The organism is Bacillus sp. HMSC036E02 (assembly GCF_001836235.1).
Classification (GTDB): domain Bacteria; phylum Bacillota; class Bacilli; order Bacillales; family Bacillaceae_G; genus Bacillus_A; species Bacillus_A cereus.
The window spans coordinates 35,852-53,293 of the sequence record NZ_KV827806.1 but is presented as its reverse complement, the minus strand read 5'-3'; the positions used below and the strand labels follow the sequence as shown (position 1 = coordinate 53,293).

Below are 17,442 nucleotides of genomic sequence, written 5' to 3'. Positions count from 1 at the left end.
TTCTTTTTTATACATAAATAATTAAAGTTAGTAAAATGATGAAAGTTGTATGCGAGAAAAGAGGGTTTTTAGTGAAAATGAATAGAAGAAAACTGGTTTCAAGTATTTCAATGGTTATGTTATTAGTTGGTTTAATTGCATTCATATTTATGAATAAAGAATCTAAAATTAAAGGTTTTCCAGTACCAATGTCAGCAATTCATATTAACGATGATAAGAAAGAGGACTATCAATATATAAGTGTAATGCCTATTACAAAGGCAAATGGATGGGAGAACTTAGGGGAAAACGGGCATACTGTTAGTTTTAAAAAAGGGGAGCGGAAGGTAGCAGTAGTACATTATCCGGGAGAAATTACGTATTATTTATTTGAAAAATAATTGATGATAAGAGAGATAGGAAGTGAATGATATTGTAGGATTGTTTACTTTCTATATCTTTTGATTTTTAATTCTGAATTATTTAAATTATAATTACTATGTGTATAGAATAAAATAATATTTAGTATGGAGATGACAAATTGCCAAGTATAAAAAAGATAGGTCGTTTTTGTTCTACTGATGATGAAGGATATATTATAAATGATGCACATATTGAAAAAGTTCAACCTATATTTATGGAGGTAATACAAGAAATAAAAAATACTTGTTGTGAATTGTTACAGGATGATTTACACAGTGTTTATATAAGAGGCTCAATTCCAAGAGGGATTGGAATTAAAGGTATTGCTGATATAGATGTAATTATATTAGTGCGAAAGGATCCTAAATTAATAGACTTAAGTTGGCGAAAGAAACTAGAAATTAAAATTTTGCAAAAATTCAATTGTATAACAGGAGTGGAATTGAGTTTTTACAGTGAAAAAGAAGTGATAAATTCCAAGAGTTTTTCTTTTATAAGCTTCATGATACAGACACATGGAGTATGTATATTTGGTGAAGATGTAACATTGTCTTTGCCTAAATATAAAGTAAGTCAGGAGTTAGCCTATGAACATCTTATTCAATTGGGAAAACAAATTGGACAAGCACGCAAAGAGTTAATACATAATAAAGGCGTGGAAGATATAGCTGATTGTTGTCGTTGGATTATGAAGATAATAATCAGGTCAGGTCTAGCATTGACAATTGAGAGAGAAGGACTTTATTCCAGAGACTTATATCCTGCCTATGAATTATTTAGTAAGCATTTTCCCGAACAAGAAAAAAATATGAGAAAGGCATTACAATATGTAATTGAACCGATAAATGATATAAATGAAATTTTATTATTTTTAAGTACGTTTGGTGAATGGCTGATAGAAAGAGCGGCTGCTTTTTTGAATACTATAGATAACTAGAAGAATATAATTATGTTATGTAAATAAATGAACGATCTAAATGTTCGTGATTTTGCAGACTATTATGGGATCCCGGAAGATGTGACAAAAGGAAGTTCAAATGGATATTTAACAGCCTATCTTTTAAAGTATCGTTTTTGTGGGAACAGAAAAAATAAATATGCGTGTTGAACAAGGATACGAGATGAAAAGGCCCTCTTTAGTACATATAAGAGCTGAAGAAATAGAGAGTAAAAATAATGTTCGTTTAGGAGAAAAGTAGAAAGTATTGCAGATGGGAAATGGAATGTAAGATAAGGGGGAATTAAAAATGTTACTAAAAACAATCTACTGTAAGGTGGAAGAAGAGAAAAAGGAATTGTTTTCAAATTCGCAAGGAAAATGGCGTGATATACGGCACCTAGATGGTTTTCATGGACAATTTGGTGGATGGTATGAAGATGAGGCATGTGTATTTACTTTATGGGAAGATAGAAGTACATATCAATCATTTATGAATGGTGCTCACGATACAATTTATTTAAATAGTAATCAAGAGGATACGTTTCTTTCATGTGAAATTGAATTATTTCAAACGTTGTATGATATAACTGATACGCATTTGAAAGACGTTGTTACAGAAGGATCATTCGTAAGAGTTGCTATATGTGATGTAAAGATGGAAAAGGAAAATCATTTTTTACATAAGCAAGAAACAATTTGGGATAAAGGAATGGAAAAAGCAAAAGGAATGTTAGGTGGAGTAGTTGGGAAGTCTTTAAAAAATAAAAATCGTTACATAGTGTTAACGTATTGGAAAGATGAAAAGACGCACCAACATTATGTGGAAGAGATTTTCACAGATTTATATAAATTAGCTAATATTCATGAAGAGATAGAAGAGATAAAAGGAAAACAAGCTGTATGTAAGGAAGAATGGCTTGTATATTAAACGCTGAAAAAGTGCATAAATGAATGTATAATAAAGAGATTTTCTTATAAACAAGTAATTAATAGAAGACGTTATATACCCTTTCATGTTAATATATTTAAGTTATAATAGGAGGCTTACCCTTTTGTATTGTACGGTAGAAGCAGTGTGAGCTTGAAATTTTTTTAGAAAAGGATGTGCCTAATTTGCGTATCAATAAATTTATTAGTGAAGCTGGAAAAGCGTCTCGACGTGGAGCGGATAAACTAATTAATGAGAGAAGAGTAATTATTAACGGTAAGGTTGCAAAAATTGGTGACCAAGTGAACCCAGGTGATGATGTACGAGTAAATGGAGAGCAGCTTCGAATTGCTCGAGATCACGTATATATCGCTTTAAATAAACCAGTAGGTATTACATGTACGAGTGAAAAATCAGTAAAAGGTAATATTATTGATTTAGTGAATCATCCTTTACGAATTAGCCACATTGGACGTCTTGATAAAGACTCTGACGGTTTAATTTTGTTAACGAATGATGGCGATATTGTTAATGAGATTTTACGTGCTGAAAACAAACATGAGAAAGAATATATCGTTTCAGTAGATAAGCCAATTACACCTGATTTCTTAGAGAAAATGGCAGCGGGTGTTAAAATTTTAGGAACAAAAACGCTTCCTTGTGAGATTACACAGTTATCAAAATATGAGTTCCAAATTATTTTAACACAAGGGCTAAATCGCCAAATTCGCCGTATGTGTGAAGCTTTAGGTTATCAAGTATACACGTTAAAACGTACGAGAATTATGAATATTGAATTGAATAATTTACCAGTTGGGCAGTGGAGAGATTTAACGAAGAAGGAGAAAAGACGTCTATTTGCAGACTTAAATTACGAACCACAAGATTGGTAAAATTGTGAAGTGAAACCAAAAAAATTTGGTTTCGCTTTTTTAAATTAAATAAATAATTTTTTTAAACACTTGCAAAAATAAAATGAATAAGATATATTAAATAACAATAAATGGATGTTTTACAAAAAGCAAAGAAAAGGACACGAGTTATTTTACCCGGTTATACAGAGAAGGAAGGAAAGCTGAGAACTTCCTAACGCAGAAAAATAACTTACCACCTTAGAGCTGCACTAGGGAAATTAAGTATCTAGTGCCGTGTATGCGACGTTATCGCAAAAGAAGCCATTATGTTTTTTTGTGATGGGAATCTGGGTGGAACCACGGATATAAGCATATTCGTCCCTATATTTAGGGATGAATATGCTTTTTTGCATTCAATTTCATAATAAGCGAAGAAAAGGACACGAGTTATTTTACCCGGTTATACAGAGAAGGAAGGAAAGCTGAGAACTTCCTAACGCAGAAAAATAACTTACCACCTTAGAGCTGCACTAGGGAAATTAAGTATCTAGTGCCGTATAAACGACGTTACCGTAAAAGAAGCCATTGTTTGTTTACAATGGGAATCTGGGTGGAACCACGGGTAAAAGCACGCTCGTCCCTATTTTAGGGATGAGTGTGCTTTTTATTATGAAATGGAGAGATGAAAAATGAAAGAACAAATGATTGAAATTAAATTTCCAGATGGTAGCGTTAAAGAATTTGTAAATGGAGTTACTTTAGAAGAAATTGCTGGATCCATTAGCAGTAGTTTGAAAAAGAAAGCAGTTGCGGGGAAAGTAAATGATGGATTATATGATTTACGCCGAAATATTGAAGAAAATGCGGAAGTGGAAATCATTACTATAGATTCAAATAAAGGGGTAGAAATTGCAAGACACTCCGCGGCACATATTTTAGCGCAAGCTGTAAAAAGATTGTATGGTGATATAAATCTTGGAGTAGGGCCTGTTATTGAAAATGGATTTTATTATGATATGGATCTTCCAAGTAGTGTAAACATAGAAGATTTACGAAAAATCGAAAAAGAAATGAAAAAGATCATAAATGAAAATATAAAGATAGAACGAGTTGAGGTTTCTCGAGAAGAAGCAGCTAAACTGTTTCAAGAAATGAACGACCGCTTGAAATTAGAACTTTTAGAAGCAATTCCTAGTGGGGAAAGTGTAACACTATATAAACAAGGTGAATTTGTAGATTTATGTAGAGGACCACATTTACCATCTACAGGTTATTTGAAAGCATTTCAATTAACTCACGTTTCCGGTGCATATTGGCGAGGTGATAGTAATAACCAAGTGCTTCAGCGCATATATGGTGTTGCATTCTCTTCTCAAAAAGAATTAGAAGAGTATTTACATTTCGTTGAAGAAGCAGCAAAAAGAAATCATCGTAAGTTAGGCAGTGAGCTTGAGTTATTTATGTTTTCTGAAGAGGCTCCGGGAATGCCGTTTTATTTACCGAAAGGACAAATGATTCGTAACGAATTGGAAGCATTTTTAAGAGAAATTCAAAAAGAGTATAAGTATCAAGAAGTACGCACTCCGTTCATGATGAACCAAGAAGTATGGGAGAGATCAGGGCACTGGGGACATTATAAAGATAATATGTATTTCTCTGAAGTAGATAATAAAAGTTTTGCATTAAAACCGATGAACTGCCCAGGGCACATGCTTATGTTTAAAAATAAATTGCATTCTTATCGTGAATTACCGATTCGTATGTGTGAATTTGGTCAAGTACATCGTCATGAATTTAGTGGTGCGTTAAACGGATTATTAAGAGTACGTACTTTCTGCCAAGATGATGCACATTTATTTGTAACTCCAAAACAAATTGAAGATGAAATTAAATCAGTAATGGCGCAAATTGATTACGTATATAAAACTTTTGGATTCGAATATGAAGTAGAGCTTTCTACTCGTCCAGAAGATTCAATGGGTGATGATAAATTATGGGAGCAAGCAGAAGCGGCATTAGAAAATGTATTACAATCGCTAAATTATAAATATAGACTAAATGAAGGTGACGGTGCATTTTACGGGCCGAAAATTGATTTTCATATTAAAGATGCTTTAAATAGAAGCCACCAGTGCGGAACAATCCAGCTTGATTTCCAAATGCCAGAGAAATTTGATTTAAATTATATAGATGAAAATAATGAAAAGAAAAGACCAGTTGTTATTCACAGGGCAGTTTTAGGGTCATTAGATCGCTTCTTAGCAATATTAATTGAGCACTTTGGAGGTGCATTCCCGGCATGGGTGGCACCAGTTCAGGTGAAAGTCATTCCAGTTTCGAATGCAGTTCATGTACAATACGCAGATGAGGTTGCGGATAAATTAGCACAAGCTGGTGTTCGTGTCGAACGAGATGTGCGAGATGAAAAATTAGGATATAAAATAAGAGAAGCACAAATGCAAAAAGTTCCTTATATTCTTGTTATTGGGGATAAGGAACTGGAGAACGGAGCTGTAAATGTACGTAAATATGGGGAAGAGAAGTCGGAAGTGGTTACTTTAAATGTATTTGCGGCTAGTATTGAAGAGGAAATAAAGAATAGAAAATATTGATTGTAAAGAAAACACACTATTAGCAATTAGTGTGTTTTCTTTTTTATCTTACAAAAATGTAAGGTAAATGTAAGCGAAATCGAGGGAACGAGTTGTAGAAAAATGAGAATATGAAGTAGGAAAAAGGTTCATGTTACAGGTGTAACTCTTCTTGAATGAATAATTAAAAAATTCTTAAGAATTCACATGACAAAATAATAAGAAATATGTGAGAAATTAATTTTATACAAAAGGGATGGAGTGAAAGAGATGTCAACAAATGTAGTTACTGTAGAAAGTGTAGAAAAAACGTATGGGAAAAGAAATGAGAATCAGTCAAAAGCATTAAGGGGTGTATCGTTAAGTATTAAAGAAGGAGAATTTGTCGGGATCATGGGACCTTCTGGTTCTGGAAAAACGACTTTACTTAATGTGATAAGTACACTTGACCAAGCGACAGGTGGTAGTGTGACAATAGCTGGTACAAATATTACTTCTATGAAGGGCAATGCGTTATCTGATTTTCGCTCTCAAAAATTAGGTTTCATTTTTCAAGATTTTAATCTTCTAGAAAACTTATCAATTTATGAAAATATCGCTTTACCACTTTCTTTGCAAGGCGTACCGTCAAGTGAGATTACTGGAAAGGTAAATGACGTTGCGAAGAAATTAGGCATCACCGAAATTTTAACAAAATATCCGACGGCTGTTTCTGGAGGACAAAAGCAAAGAACAGCGGCGGCAAGAGCTTTAGTACATAATCCAGCAATTGTATTAGCAGATGAACCGACAGGTGCGCTTGATAGTAAAAACGCAAAAAGTTTATTAGAAGCAATGCAAGATTTACATGAAAATCATAATGTAAGTATTTTGATGGTTACACACGATGCATTTAGTGCAAGTTATTGTGAGCGTATTTTATTTATTCAAGATGGTCTTCTTTATAAAGAATTAAACCGTCAAGGTACTCGAGAGAATTTCTATCAAGACATTTTAGGTGTGCTCGCTCATATGGGCTCAGCTGCTGAGTCTAAGTAGGGGGCGAAACTATGTTATTTAAATTATCACGTCATAGTATGAAAAAGATGTTAAAAGATTATATGGTTTTACTTATTGGCCTCGTTATTAGTATTAGTATTTTCTACATGTTCCAAACGATGGCGATGAATAGTGAATTTACGAAAGATAATAGCCTAATTAGTAGTATTAGACTCGTCTTTTGGGTAGGTGCAATACTATTATCTTTCATTACTGTATTTTATATTATATATGCCAACTCTTTCTTACTCACGTTAAGAAGAAAAGAACTCGGTATGTACATGATGCTTGGTGCGAAAAAGAAAAAAGTAGCACAGTTATTATTTATTGAAACATTCGGTATGGGGATTGTCAGTATTATTATCGGTATTTTAGTAGGGATGTTACTTGCAAGTGTAGCAGGAAACTTTTTAATGAATGGAATGGAAATTTCAGCAAAAGGTAGTTATGCATCTGTATACACACCAGCAATTTTAGTCACAGCTATTTTCTTCTTAATACTATTTTTCATTACTGGCTTAATGAACAGTGTCCGATTGTTACGTAAAACTGAATTAGAGTTAATTCGTGAAGATGAAACACTAGATGAAGTGAAGAAAAGTAAAACTCGCATTATAATAATGACAGTACTTGGTGTATTACTAGTAAGTACAGGGTACTATTTTATGATCAATGTAAAAATATATGCTGAATTAGGTTTTATTATAGCAACCATCGTTACAACACTTGGAACATATTTTATCTTTAGTTCATTACTTCCATTTTTTGTGATGAAAATTAAGGGGAATAAAAAACGAAATGAAACTGGTCTAAATAGTTTTACATATGCACAGCTACGCTTTCGAGTAAATAGTTTATCGAGAGTATTAGGTACTGTAGCAATGTTAATTGCATTAGGCGCAGGTGCGATGACGGCAGGTATGGCGTTCCAAAAAAATGTAGGTATTATGACAGACTTTTCTCGTGTATATGATGTTGTAATTCATGATCCGAATGATCAAGACAAAGCTGCCTTAAAAGAAATGGAAATTGTTGAAGAAAGCAAGTACAAATATAAAGTAGATGGAGAAGCGGTTTATTATTTACGTAACGACTTAACTGCGAAACCGCCACTTGTTTCAGACCATTTTGATACAAAAACTTTAAAAGAGCCTGTTCGCAAACGTGTGACTGAACCTTTAACTGAACCTGTATATTCAGCTTTAGAGGCTCCTGAATTAGCAAAATTCCCTCATATGCCAAAGGATTGGGAAGACGCAGTTGTAAGAGAGATACAAATTACGCATAATCAATTTAGCGGAAAACCAGTAAGAATTGCAGACGAAGAGCATTATAAAGGGATTCAAGGAACAGAACATACTGTAACATTAGCAAAAGTAGATGATATGAAAAAATATAAACCGTTATTGATCGAAATAGATAAGAGACAAAAAGCACAAATTGAAAAAGCAACAGGTGAAAAGGTAGACTTATTTACGAAAATGACAATTTATCAGTTTATGAACAGCTTCATGAGCGGAACGATGTTTATGGGATTTTTCCTCGGAATTGCCTTTTTAGCAATGATGGCAAGTTCCCTTATGTTCAAAATATTAACAGGTGCTTCTCGCGACGTACGCCGTTATGAAATGTTACGAAAAATTGGTGTGAGACGTAGTATGTTAACGAAAAGTATATATAAAGAAATTTCATATTTATTTATCTTCCCAGCGATCATTGGCATTTCTCACGTTTTAGTTGGGCTTAACTTATTCAGCTTTATATTAGTTGACCCGTTTGTGAAAGTGTGGGTGCCAATAGGAATCTTCTTAGTCATTTATTTCATGTATTACTGGATAACTGTTCAACTTTATAAAGGTATGGTAATGCCGAAAGAAGAAGTAGCTAAATAGTTTATGAAAAGAGTCCTTGTGTTGAGAATAAGGGCTCTTTTTTATGTTTTTTATAAAGAAGGAAAAGATTGGATAATGGTCGAAAAATATAATGTAACTTCCAAGAAATTACTAAAATAATACTATTTTGTCGAGAGAAAGGATACGAAGTATGAAAGAAATGCTACAGTTATTTCGCAACAAAGTGTATGCACGTTTTTTCTAGCAAATATTTTAGAGCGACTCGGTTCTATGATTGCTGGAATTTTTTTAATATTTTATTTGCTAGATTAATACGGAAAACAACCAGTTTACGCAACGATGACACAAATTATGATTGCATTACCTGCATGAATCTTTTTTCTATTAGTAGGGACAGTAGTGTATCGTTTTGATAGACAACGTATATGTACAGTAAGTAACATATGTTGTTCGCTCTGTAATATTGGAATCCTAATTTCGCTTTATTACGGGATGATTATACTTGTCTTTATATTTTTATTTTTGGAAAATGCATGTATACAATTTTTCTCTCCATTAGAACAATCGATGATACAGGGAGTAGTTGAATCAGACCAATACGGTGCAGCAGCAGGTATTAATCAAATGGTAAATAGTTTGTATGCTTTGTTTGGTGTAGGAATTGCAACGATGGTGTACTGGACTTTTGGGATTTATCGTGTTTGGTTGATTATTTTTTGTTACGTGTTTATTCCAAGCTATTTTACTAAGTGGGAAAAAGCGAATTCAAGGTATGGTTGAAGAGGTTTGATTTTTTCTGAATATTCTTTTTTAAAGGGGTAATAGTTATGTTGATGCGAACTGCTAAGTGGTGTGGGATTACTTGTTTACAATTATTCGCTGCAATTCTATGTATAATCTGTTTAGGTGCGCTCCCTCGATTATTTAAGGGATTACAAATTGATTTAATTGGTTTTTGGAACACGATTGTGTTTATTGGAGGAAAGTTACTCCAACCTTGGGAAATTACATATGGATTTCGAGATTCGAGGAAATTATTTCCGCAAATATGGATTCATTATTTAGAGACAATGTTTGTATTTATTTCGGCATTTTTACTGTCATTACTTATTGCGTATGTTCTCGTTGTGTGGGTATTACAACGGTCTCAATCAAAGCAACGAATGTGGAATGGGATTTTTGTTGTACTTGAAAGCATCCCAGATATTTTAATAATTTTATTATCGCAACTTCTAGTCGTAATAATCTTTCAAAAGACAGGCTTTATGCCAGTAAAACTAGCGGGGATTGGGGAGGAAAGGGCTCGCCTATTGCCAATAATATGTCTAACTTTGCCTACAACACTATTATTTATTAAGCTACTACTATTACGTTTCAGAGAAGAATTAGAGAAAGATTATAGTATATTTGCTAAAAGTAAAGGGCTTAGTTTACGACATATTTTAACAAATCATATTTCAAGAAATGTTTTGTTAACAACAATCTATTATGCAAAAACAAATATTTTATTTATGTTATCAAATTTATATATTATTGAATGGATATTTAATACGTACGGTATGTTTGTTTTTGTAAAAGAAAATTCGAAATTAGAAATATTTACAGTAAGTTTAATTATATTATACGTACCGCTTTTTATACTATTTCGTTTATTACATACGTTTTTACAAAATGTAATAAAGGAGCGTGTTTAGCATGTGGCAAGTTGTAAAAAGAGATGTGAGATTTTGGTTTGGTGTTACTTTTTTAAGCGTACTTATGATTGTTAGTATTGGAAATACTTTATTTTTCGATGGGAATATCCGTGAACTTACGATGATGTATAACGAAAAAGGAGAACTAGAGGCTGCTCCATTTTCACCGTCGAATAAATTTTGGTTCGGTAGTGATGAGAAAGGACGCGATCTTTTCCAGCTAATAATAGAAGGAGCGAAATGGACAGTTGGTGCGAGCGTAATTATAGCGATTCTACGAGTTATAGTTGGAGGAGGTATTGGTTTGCTTCTTGGTATGTATAGCAAACGTTCTTTTCCAGTTATAGCATCTTTTTTTGATCCGTTCAGCATTGTACCTATGGTTATGATTTCTTTTTTTGTGTTAAAGGAAGTTTTAGTGTTTGAAAATGGGACAGTACCAGAGCCGTTTCATTTAAGGCTAATATTTCAAATGGTTATCCTTACATGTTTAGCGGTACCAACAATTATGTTATATACAGCGCAGGAAGTCCGTCGGATAAAAAGAGAAGAATTTATGATGGCAGCAACTGTGCTTGGGGGCAGTAAATGGCATAGAGTGAAAAATCACGTATGGCCACACGTATTACCATCATTTTTTTTACTTGTTGCTCAACAATTTGTGAGTACTTTATTACTTCTCTTGCATCTTGGCTTGTTAGAGTTATTTTTTGGTGGAACAATTATCTTTGGTACAGAGGCAGATAGTGTAACAAAAGAATGGACCGGCCTAATTGGTCAAAACTTCCGTCATTTAACTACTCATACATGGATTGTACTTATACCGATTGCTTTTTATAGTATGACAATTTTAGCTGGAAATCTAATTAGTAATAGCATGCAAGATGCGATTAAGTTAGGAAATGTGAGAAAGCTAGAGAGGGAAAGTAAAGAATTACAAGTAGAGAAACAAGTACAACCAACTATGAATGACTTTTCTTTTTATAAAGAGATACAAAAATAAAAAAAGATAGCTGAAGACAAATTGTTTTCAGCTATCTTTTTTCGTTTAAAGTGGAGGTAAATCAATCTTACCTTCTTCAAATAATTCTTTTATCATATGCTTCGTATAACCAGCGGCTTGACCAAATGTGATTTTTGCTGGCATTGGTGCTTCGTTAGCATCTACAACTACATCAATAATACACGGTTTATTTTGTTTTACTGCATTTTCGAAAGCGGGAAGTAGCTCATCTAAATTCTCAACACGGTATCCAATACCTCCACACGCCTCTGCATATTTTGCGAAATCTGGGTTCGTTAAGTCTGTTTCGAATTCGATATTACCCATAACTTCTTGTTCAAATTTAATCATCGCAATTTTATTATTGTTTAATACGACGACAACGATTGGTAATTTATATTTTACAGCTGTTACGAAGTCATTCATCGTCATTCCAAATCCACCATCACCACAAACTGCAAATACTTGTTTATCAGGGAAAGCAATTTTTCCAGCAAGTGCACCAGGTAAACCGCAGCCAAGTGTTGCGAGCCAGCTAGAAATGACAAATTGCTGGTTTGTCATACGGAAGTGTCTTGCGGTCCATACTGTTACATTTCCGACATCGACTGATAGAATTGCGTCATCATGTGCTACTTGCTGCAGAGCATGCATAACGCGTTGTGGTTTAATTGGAATGGAAGAGTCTTCTTCTTGATCGTGTAATTTATCTTCCCACTTTTTCATCATTTCTTGGTGCTGTTCTAAGAAGGAATGATCTGTGTGTTCTTCAACATTTTCAATTAACCATCGTAATGTTTTATCAGCATCACCAGCTAAACCAATATCTGTCGCATAACGTTTCCCAATTTGGGCAGGATCTGTATCGATATGAATTGTTTTTGCTTTTTCAGGTAAGAAGCCGGTGAACGGATAAGAAGTACCGACCATAATTAAAGTATCTGCATGCTTCATTGCTTCATAAGAAGGTTTCGTTCCAATTAATCCTAATCCACCGATACAAAGAGGATGCTCATCAGGAATAATTCCTTTAGCAGGTAATGTAAGTACGATTGGAGCACCAATTTGTTCTGCTAATGCAAGTAAAGATTCTCTCGCATGTTTTGTTCCTTTTCCAGCTAAAATCACAGGCTTTTTCGCTTCATTTATTGCGAGTTTCGCTGCATCTAAATCTTCTTTTTGTGGAAACAACTCAGGCAAAGTAAAAGAAGTATTTGTAACACGGGCACCATTTTTCACTTCAAATTTCGGGACATCATCTGGAATAGTAAGAACGGATACACCTTTTTTCGTATAAGCCATTCGAATTGCTTGATTCACTACGGCAGGTAGTTGCTCTGCTGACATAATACGCTGGTTATAAACCGCAACATCATCAAACATTCTTTCTAAATTTACTTCTTGGAAAAAGTCCGTTCCAAGTAAATCGGTTTCTACTTGACCTGAAATTGCTAGAACAGGGGCTTTATCGAGTTTCGCATCATATAAACCATTTAATAAATGAATAGCACCAGGTCCTGCAATTGCCATACAAACGCCAAGTTTTCCTGTTAATTTCGCATAGGCAGCCGCTGCTAATGCACCAGCTTCTTCATGGCGAACTTGAATGAATTTAATTTTATCTTGTTTTTTTCTTAAAGCTTCAATGATAGAATTAATGGAATCTCCAGGCATACCGTATATGTGCTCTACTCCCCAATCAATTAATAAATCAACTAATGCTTCACCTGCTGTTTTCCCAAACATAATTGTTCCTCCTTATAATAGGTAGATAACATTATGTTTTGAATAAAAAGGAAAAATATACAAGTAAGAAATTTATCTAGTTATTTGTAATCCAAGAATCAGTGTGGGAGGAACAAAAGTTTCACTTTAGCAACTTTAATGATGACCAGCGAATAAAGTGAACACTGTTATTAGTAAAAAACCACTAGTTGCCCACATTAGAAATGTAAGGAAAGAGAGCTGTTTCTTAGCTTTCCAAAGCATTTCATGAATTGTGACATATCCAAGTGAACCGATAGCACTTCCCATAATGAGGCCTTGCAGGTGAAGAGCTTTTCCTTCCATCAAAATGCCAAAAACTGTGCCAGTACCGAGAATAAGAGAAAGTAATAAAGTCGTTAATAAAAAGGAAATATATTTATGTTTTGTAAAAAGAAATGGAATAATTAAAGCTAATCCTTCTGGAATATGGTGAACGACAATTGCTATTAAAAAGGGAATGGCAGAGTCATTATGATTTATAAAAGCTGTACCTAACGCAAATCCACTCGGTATATTATGAATAAATATAGCGAAAGAGAGAAAAAGGAAGGTTTGCCATGCTTGTTGATCTTTTTTATGTATCATTGGATGGTGACAATAGTTATCTAATAAGCTCATAACTAAAATACCGATAGCTATACCAAGTATAGGCCCAACCATTTCGTAGCTTGAAAATGTTTCAGGAATAATTTCAAGGGATAAAAGCCCAAGTAAAATACCACCACATAATGCGTATAAACGATGCATCTTTTCTTCAATGAGTTGGCGTGTTGCTACTCCAACAGCACCTCCTAATAGTAATCCACCGAACGAAAAAAATGTTACAATCATTGGAATCCATAAACGTTCCATAGTATCACACTCCGATTCTATTCCCTTATTTTTAGCTTACGAAAAGGAAAGTTAGATTAGTCCAAGTAATTGTGTTTGATTATAGAGAAAAAAGTAGTGATTCGTTATAATTTATATATTAATTTTAAGTGAGAAAATGAAAAGGGGAATTGGTTATGCAACAAATTAAAAAAATAGGAAACTCATTTTGGTATATGACACCTGTTTCTGAAACAGATAGGCCTATATTAGGAATGGTCGTTGGACAAGAAAAAACGTTAATGATTGATGCAGGAAATTCAGAAGAACATGCACAATTATTTTTAGAAATGTTAAAAGAACAAAATATATCGAATCCTGATTTTGTAGCATTAACGCATTGGCATTGGGATCATATTTTTGGATTATCTGTATTACAGAATACATTAACTATTTCGCACGCTGAAACGAAAAAAGAAATGCAGGCAATAGTATCTTATGAATGGACAGATGAAGCGTTGGACGCACGCGTAAAAGAGGGTACTGAAATTGCATTTTGTGCGGATTGTATCAAGAAAGAGTTTGAAGAAAAAGCGAGAAATATTAACATTATTCCTCCAACCTTAACGTTCCAGGATCAAATGGAATTAGACCTTGGTGAAGTGACATGCGTGTTAAAACATGTGGGCGGAGATCATGCGCATGATTCAGTTGTTATGTACATAAAAGAAGAAAAGATATTGTTTGTAGGAGATTGTATATATGCAGATATTTTTTCTTCAAAGTGGAACTATACGACGAAAAGAACGTTTAAATTGATAGATGAATTAGAGAAATTTGATGCTGAGACATATATTCTTTCTCATGGGGAAGCGATAAATCGAGAGGAGTTTTTACAAGAGATTCGTATGTTAAAAGCAGTAGGAACTTATACAGAAGCTCATAAGGGCGATGAAGAGAAGATAAAGGCAGCGTACAAACAAGAGCTAGATAGAGAATTAAATGCAGATGAGTTAGAAACAATAATGTATTTTGTCAATGGTTATGAAATGAATAATCTGTAAGACACTACATTAATCAAATATAATTAAATTGCACAAAAAGAGTATTGAAATTTAATTCAATACTCTTTTAAATATTAAGTTCCAAGCAATTTCTAAATTTTTTGGCTGGTTCATCATCTGGATTTATACCACTTTCAAAACTGGTAGTGAAAGGTAACCACTGCCAATCTTCGCATCCTACAAAAGCTACCCTTGACCAATTCTCAATGAATTCAATGAAATTATTCGCAATCTTATACCCATGTCCTTCTCCATCGTCGTGGCTTAGGTAAATTATCGGAGCATCTATATCATCTTTCATATCAAATGCTAAATAATCTCCATTTCCCACTTCACAAAATGCTAATTTGTTGTGCCAAACTACATCATATTCATCATCTATATTTGAAAAAACCTCGTCAACCAAGCCTTTACGTTCTTTTTCGAATTCAGAAAGACTTTCTAAACTCCAGTGAGGTGTTCCGCAAAAAATATCAGTAAATTCATTTGGTAGCTCTACATCGTCAGGTAAAAACCAGCGTAAGCTAAAATTTCCTGAGAACTCTAAAAGTACTTTTTTGAAGCTATTTGGTAGTTTAATACCCAGTTTTTCTTCTACTTGGATTATTTGTTCAAGGGAAGATGGTTCATCTATACAAACTTCTTGAACTTCACCACCTATGTATTTAATTCTAGAAGTTATAATTTCTATTCGTTCTTTTAGTAACTCATAATCCATCTTATCACCTCATGTTATATTAATTAAAGTATATCATTCTTAATAAATTTTTTCGTGTTATTAAGGTTTTTAGTAGAAGCTTTCTTTGCTAATTCAGTAATATATTCAAAGAAAACATCATGTTTTACATCATAAACGACATTTACAGGTCGTCCATCAGTAGTTTCTTCTGTACGTCCTTGGCTTGGTCCGTATGTATGAACGATACTATTAATCGTTTCAGTTTTTGCAAGGCTAGTGTTTCCGACAAAAGCGGTAGTTAGTACATCCCATAAATAGTAAGTAGAGTTCGTTGAGAAGTGAACGAGAGGAGGGACCATTGCATAGCATTGACCAAGGAAATCCATACCAATATACTTTCGCTCTTTTGCCCACTGTTCACGTATGTTTATAGTTAACGGAACTTGGTTTGTACTTTCTAGTGTCACTAAGTCGATTTTAATTTTTGCATCCCATACACGAGCCACTGCTTCAGGGTCCCAAAACGAATTCCACTCAGCTGTTCCATCATGCTCTGGTTCATGTACATTGCCAGCTTTAAGAAATGTACCACCCATCCAAACGAGGCGTTCAATTTTATCTTCGATTATGGGAGCTTCATATAATGCACGAGCAAGGTCAGTTAGGGGCCCAGTAAATAATAAAGTTGTTTTTCCTTCCGTTTGTAGAAGCGTTTCTATTAAATGATGATGCGCGGGTTTTGCCACCACGGGTGTTACAACTTTTCCAGACTCATTTAAAATTGGTAGAGCATCTACATAAAATGCATGCATCCGCCAGTCTTTCGGAAACGGGTTTTGCCCGCGAGAGTTTGAAGCGGCTACGGCAATATTACCTTTGCCGAAGCGATCGATAATTTTACGACTGGCAGACATTGCGGGTTCTAAATAGCAGTCTGCTGGGATAACAGATACACCGGTAAGCTCAACGTTTTCCATTTGAAGTAATAAAAATAATGAAATTAAATCATCTACACCGCCATCATGATTGAAGTACACTTTTTTCTTCATTGTAATCTCCATCCTATATGATTTAGTTAGAAATTAAATATGAATTGAGGAAAAGTCATCAATAATTTCCACCACTTCAATTTCTCCATTAATCAGTAACTCAGGAAGATCATTTCTAATATTTCCTTTCCAATACTCTCTAGCTTGTTCGATTTTTTGAGAAAAAGGAATTCCATCTTCTTTCGGTAGAAGATTCCCGTCACCTTCAAAAGAACTTCCGATCACTCGTAGTTTAACAATCTGTAAAACTTCTCGATTGTAAGAATCAAATAGCGCTCTCCATTTCAAAGCATCCTCATAGCTTTTAGCAGCATATAAGCAAGATAACCTGGAAGGGTATTCAGGGAATTCTTGTAGTCTAACCATTTCTACAATTGTTTCTCTAACTGCTCTAATTGTTTGATCCATATAACTCATAACTACTTTAGTATTTTCATTGTTTATATGTAATTCGTTATTTTTATAGTGTTTATTTAAAATTTGTATGCCATCTTCACCACTAGCATTTAATTGTTCTCTTTCAAAAAAGAAGTGATATAGAGTATTGTGTTGATTTTTGTTAAAAGGAATGATTTGTCCGATATGCATTTTTTTCCTTGTTACGATGTGATATGCGTAAAATTCTGCTTCATTCATGGTTATCCTCCTAGTAATAGTGTAATGCAATGTTAAATTTAGTAATTCAACATTGCGATATATATATCCTCTATAAGTAAAAGTGAGAATTTGAGTAGAAAGGAAAAAATGAAAACGTTTTAAATTTGTTCACA

15 protein-coding genes, 1 pseudogene and 2 other annotated features are annotated in these 17,442 nt (G+C 33.8%); of the genes and pseudogenes, 11 read left to right on the top strand and 5 right to left on the bottom strand.

The features are described 5' to 3' along the window. Positions 1–35 precede the first annotated feature (35 nt). From HMPREF2590_RS02565 to HMPREF2590_RS02520, 10 genes and pseudogenes are all read left to right on the top strand, one after another. A complete protein-coding gene (locus HMPREF2590_RS02565) occupies positions 36–380 on the top strand; it encodes a hypothetical protein (RefSeq protein WP_046392680.1) in 345 nt (114 codons plus the stop codon). Positions 381–520: 140 nt separating this feature from the next. Further along, positions 521–1,339: a nucleotidyltransferase family protein gene (locus HMPREF2590_RS02560; RefSeq protein ID WP_001139241.1), complete on the top strand. Its 819-nt coding sequence runs from the start codon at positions 521–523 to the stop codon at positions 1,337–1,339. Between the two features lie 310 nt (positions 1,340–1,649). After that, positions 1,650–2,270: a YdbC family protein gene (locus HMPREF2590_RS02555; RefSeq protein WP_000925172.1), complete on the top strand. Its 621-nt coding sequence runs from the start codon at positions 1,650–1,652 to the stop codon at positions 2,268–2,270. Positions 2,271–2,455: 185 nt separating this feature from the next. Next, on the top strand, positions 2,456–3,163 hold the full coding sequence (gene rluF / locus HMPREF2590_RS02550) for a 23S rRNA pseudouridine(2604) synthase RluF (protein WP_001222170.1): 708 nt from the start codon (positions 2,456–2,458) through the stop codon (positions 3,161–3,163). Between the two features lie 122 nt (positions 3,164–3,285). Then, positions 3,286–3,510: a binding site (T-box leader), on the top strand. A 36-nt stretch (positions 3,511–3,546) separates the two neighbouring features. After that, positions 3,547–3,769: a binding site (T-box leader), on the top strand. A 44-nt stretch (positions 3,770–3,813) separates the two neighbouring features. Continuing rightward, positions 3,814–5,736, top strand: a complete 1,923-nt coding sequence (gene thrS / locus HMPREF2590_RS02545) for a threonine--tRNA ligase (RefSeq protein WP_003311951.1) — start codon at positions 3,814–3,816, stop codon at positions 5,734–5,736. Positions 5,737–5,985: 249 nt separating this feature from the next. Further along, the gene (locus HMPREF2590_RS02540) at positions 5,986–6,753 is read left to right on the top strand and encodes an ABC transporter ATP-binding protein (protein ID WP_000106426.1); all 768 of its coding nucleotides are present in this window, start codon (positions 5,986–5,988) and stop codon (positions 6,751–6,753) included. Positions 6,754–6,764: 11 nt separating this feature from the next. Further along, positions 6,765–8,645 (top strand): FtsX-like permease family protein, encoded by a 1,881-nt coding sequence (locus HMPREF2590_RS02535; protein ID WP_000897859.1) that lies wholly within the window; start codon positions 6,765–6,767, stop codon positions 8,643–8,645. Between the two features lie 151 nt (positions 8,646–8,796). Then, a pseudogene (locus HMPREF2590_RS29820) lies at positions 8,797–9,302 on the top strand (MFS transporter); the annotation flags it as partial. A 131-nt stretch (positions 9,303–9,433) separates the two neighbouring features. Further along, positions 9,434–10,300 (top strand): ABC transporter permease subunit, encoded by an 867-nt coding sequence (locus tag HMPREF2590_RS02525; RefSeq protein ID WP_000929104.1) that lies wholly within the window; start codon positions 9,434–9,436, stop codon positions 10,298–10,300. Between the two features lies 1 nt (position 10,301). After that, a complete protein-coding gene (locus tag HMPREF2590_RS02520) occupies positions 10,302–11,303 on the top strand; it encodes an ABC transporter permease subunit (RefSeq protein ID WP_000267875.1) in 1,002 nt (333 codons plus the stop codon). 45 nt (positions 11,304–11,348) lie between these two features. Here HMPREF2590_RS02520 and HMPREF2590_RS02515 read toward each other — a convergent pair whose 3' ends face one another. Both HMPREF2590_RS02515 and HMPREF2590_RS02510 read right to left on the bottom strand, forming a co-directional pair. Continuing rightward, entirely contained in the window at positions 11,349–13,049 is a 1,701-nt protein-coding gene (locus HMPREF2590_RS02515) for a pyruvate oxidase (RefSeq protein WP_000467239.1), read from the bottom strand. Between the two features lie 135 nt (positions 13,050–13,184). Then, complete coding sequence (locus tag HMPREF2590_RS02510) at positions 13,185–13,922, bottom strand: ZIP family metal transporter (RefSeq protein WP_000440632.1); 738 nt, start codon at positions 13,920–13,922, stop codon at positions 13,185–13,187. A gap of 155 nt (positions 13,923–14,077) precedes the next feature. On the opposite strand from HMPREF2590_RS02510, the gene HMPREF2590_RS02505 reads away from it, so the two are divergent. Next, positions 14,078–14,944 carry an MBL fold metallo-hydrolase gene (locus HMPREF2590_RS02505; RefSeq protein ID WP_050821819.1) on the top strand — a complete coding sequence of 289 codons (867 nt, stop codon included), beginning with the start codon at positions 14,078–14,080 and terminating at the stop codon, positions 14,942–14,944. 67 nt (positions 14,945–15,011) lie between these two features. Here the strand turns inward: HMPREF2590_RS02505 and HMPREF2590_RS02500 are convergent, their stop codons facing one another. The 3 genes from HMPREF2590_RS02500 to HMPREF2590_RS02490 are packed head-to-tail and all read right to left on the bottom strand — an operon-like array spanning position 15,012 to position 17,308. Further along, entirely contained in the window at positions 15,012–15,662 is a 651-nt protein-coding gene (locus HMPREF2590_RS02500) for an SMI1/KNR4 family protein (RefSeq protein WP_000384351.1), read from the bottom strand. 23 nt (positions 15,663–15,685) lie between these two features. After that, positions 15,686–16,684, bottom strand: coding sequence for a nucleoside hydrolase (locus HMPREF2590_RS02495; protein ID WP_100635413.1), 999 nt, complete (start codon positions 16,682–16,684; stop codon positions 15,686–15,688). Positions 16,685–16,705: 21 nt separating this feature from the next. After that, positions 16,706–17,308 carry a DUF2441 domain-containing protein gene (locus tag HMPREF2590_RS02490; protein WP_001001047.1) on the bottom strand — a complete coding sequence of 201 codons (603 nt, stop codon included), beginning with the start codon at positions 17,306–17,308 and terminating at the stop codon, positions 16,706–16,708. Between the last annotated feature and the right edge of the window lie 134 nt (positions 17,309–17,442).